4 protein-coding genes are annotated in these 2,688 nt (G+C 60.2%); all 4 read right to left on the bottom strand.

Annotation, left to right across the window (positions count from 1 at the left end):
• Positions 1-82: 82 nt before the first annotated feature.
• A complete protein-coding gene (gene cobJ, locus AC6F7T_RS05735) occupies positions 83-829 on the bottom strand; it encodes a precorrin-3B C(17)-methyltransferase (RefSeq protein WP_500717043.1) in 747 nt (248 codons plus the stop codon).
• Positions 822-1,613, bottom strand: coding sequence for a cobalamin biosynthesis protein (locus AC6F7T_RS05730; RefSeq protein WP_500717042.1), 792 nt, complete (start codon positions 1,611-1,613; stop codon positions 822-824). Before AC6F7T_RS05730 ends, cobJ begins: the two co-directional genes overlap by 8 nt.
• Positions 1,597-2,367, bottom strand: coding sequence for a precorrin-4 C(11)-methyltransferase (cobM, locus tag AC6F7T_RS05725; protein WP_500717041.1), 771 nt, complete (start codon positions 2,365-2,367; stop codon positions 1,597-1,599). The genes AC6F7T_RS05730 and cobM overlap by 17 nt, the downstream gene beginning before the upstream one ends.
• 1 nt (position 2,368) lies before the next feature.
• On the bottom strand, positions 2,369-2,688 hold a 320-nt coding region (locus tag AC6F7T_RS05720), incomplete at its 5' end, for an SAM-dependent methyltransferase (protein WP_500717040.1).

The following is a 2,688-nucleotide window of genomic DNA, read 5'->3' as shown; positions in this document are numbered from 1 at the left end:
CTGATGATCAGGGGCTGCTCCTCCGCTTCGTCCAGTTCAGCTACCACCTGATGGGTGGTGGAGGTGCCGCCCAATACGAGGATCATTCACGTTCTCCGTATTTGGCAGTGTAACCGCGCGGCGTGACCAGCTTGCCGTTTTTAAGGATGGTGCGGGTACTGCCGACCATAACCAGGGTGCTCATGTCGATGTTTTCCAGATCAAGCTGACTTAAGTAGCCGGTCCAGGTGTGTTCCCCCTCCCGGTAACAGTGGCGCACGAAACCACAGGCGAGGTCACCGCGCTCCGCCATGAAGCGCTGCACCGTGTGGACGAGCTGGCTGGTACGCTTTTTACTGCGCGGGTTGTAGATGGCGCAGACGAAGTCACCGCTGTTGACCGCCTCGATGCGCTTCCGGATCAGTTCCCAGGGGGTAAGCAGGTCGGACATGGAGATGATGGCCAGATCGTCGGCGATGGGGGCACCCAGGCGCGCCGAGGCGGCCATGGCGGCGGTAATGCCGGGGATCACTTCAATGGCATCGGGGGCGTGGGCCAACTCGAAAACCAGCGAGGCCAGGGAGTACAGCGACGCATCACCGCCACAAACCAGAGCAACGCGCTGCCCCTGTTCCATGGCAGCCAGGGCCTTCTTCACCCGCTCCTTCTCACCGGTCATGCCGTTGCTGAAGACCTGGGCGGTTGCGGGGATCAGATGCTCTATCTGCTCCAGATAGGGTTTATAACCACAGACGTAGTCGGCGCTTGAGATGGCGTGACCGGCGGCGGGAGCCATGTAGGCCTCCGATCCGGGGCCGGTTCCAACCACAAACAGAATTCCATCAGGCATGAATGAGTCCTTCCCGGGCGATGGCGATGGTGACAGAATCGATAACGGTGCGCGGCAACAACAGGCGCGGGTTGACGGCTGCCAGCAGGGCCGAGGGCTCGGCCACACCGGGAATCCCCAGATGGCGCATGGGGCCGTCGTGAACAGTAAAATGATAGAGGGAGTTCTCATAGGCGCTGCGGGGCAGAAAGCGCAGATAAAGCCCCAGCTCCACGATCGCATCCAGTAGACCCGCTTCATCCTTCTTGATCCAGGCCGAAGTTACCAGCCGCAGTTGATCAGTCGTAATCCCCGCCTGTTCACAGCCACAACGGATAGCGTGCAGAATCGCCGCTTTGGAGGTGCCGCGACGGCAGCCGATCCCCAGCACATGACAGCGGTTGGCCTCGGTAGCGGTGGTGATGACCGGGGTTGCACCGGTGATAGACGCCACAGCGTGGGCAAGATGGTTGGCACCCCCTTCGTGACCGGAAAGGGTACTGATGGCGAAGCGTCCCACCTCGTCACAGGTGACCACGGCAGGGTCCTGGTATTTGGACTGCAGGTGGGGGGCGATCATACGGGTGACGATCCCCTGGGCCATGACTGCGACAATCCCGCGCTTGCTGCCGCCCATCAACATGGCGAACTGGTCGGCGAGGGAATCGTAGGGGCCGGCATCATATGCCGTGGCCATTCTTCGAGGCAGATGGAGACGACCGCCCAGTCCGACGCTGATTTCGGCCGCCAGCCGCGCCCCGGCCCCGGTGACAGCGATCACTGCAACTTCAGGGGCGGGTGCCATGGCTGAATTCCCGGTCATAGAGTTTTGAATAAGCGCCGATGGCACCCAAAGGCTTGCCGATAATCACCACAGCGTGTTTGTTGACACCACTCTCGGCAATCTGTCCGGCCATGTCTGCCAGGGTACCGCGCCGCATCAGCTCATCGGGCCAGCTGGCGCGATAGACCATGGCTACGGGGGTTTGCGGACTCCAGCCCTGATCGAGAAACTTTCGGGCAATCTCGCCGAAGCGATCCACCGAAAGGTAGAAACAGAAGGTGCCGCCATGGCAGGCCAGGCGCGCCACCTCTTCATCCTCGGGCACCGGCGTGCGCCCGGCAATCCGGCTGATAACCAGGGTCTGGGACTGTTCCGGCGCGGTCAACTCGGTGCGCAGGGCGGCGGCCGCCGCGAACACCGCCGTGACACCGGGAATGACCGAATAGGCAATATCCCGTTGGTCGAGCTCGGCCATCTGCTCCTGAATGGCACCATAAAGGGAGGGATCGCCGGTATGCAGACGCGCCACGCTGTGCCCCTCGCCGGTGGCCGCCACCATGACGGCAATAATCTGCTCCAGATTCATGGAGGCGGAGTTGTGAATAGCAGCACCGGCAATGCAGTGATCAAGGATTTCCGGAGCCACCAGACTGCCGGCGTAGATAACCGTCCGGCAGCGCTTGATGGCGTTGATTCCTTTAAGGGTGATCAGCTCCGGATCGCCGGGTCCGGCGCCGATAAAATAGACCTGAGGACGTTGACTGTTATCCATCATATTAATGTTCCTTCTCTTTTTTTATTCCCACCACACAACTCAAGGGATCTACAGGGATGACAGCTTTCCAGGTTACGGGGACGATCTTTTGATTATCAAGGCTGAGGTTACTCATAACCCAGAGGTCAAAGTGCTCAAGAAGTAAACTGTAGCGCTCCAGGATTGAACGGGGGGTGTGGCTGCCGTCACACAGCAATAAAAAACGTTCACTGTCCATGAGCCCCGCAATGTCCAGGTCTTGACGTCCGTGAGCAGAAAAGAATCGGGCGTCCTGCCAGGGTTCGGCGATAGCGGCAAAGGCGGTCTGGACGACACTGACAC

It is taken from the genome of Pelovirga sp. (assembly GCF_059864205.1).
Note: the sequence above shows the minus strand (reverse complement) of the source record. Positions and strands in the feature narration are given on the sequence as shown.

Bases quoted from the DNA above. Each gene is read 5' to 3' on its own strand.
- AC6F7T_RS05730 (WP_500717042.1), bottom strand. From the start codon at position 1,613: ATGGCACCCGCCCCTGAAGTTGCAGTGATCGCTGTCACCGGGGCCGGG.
- cobM (WP_500717041.1), bottom strand. From the start codon at position 2,367: ATGATGGATAACAGTCAACGTCCTCAGGTCTATTTTATCGGCGCCGGA.
- cobJ (WP_500717043.1), bottom strand. From the start codon at position 829: ATGCCTGATGGAATTCTGTTTGTGGTTGGAACCGGCCCCGGATCGGAG.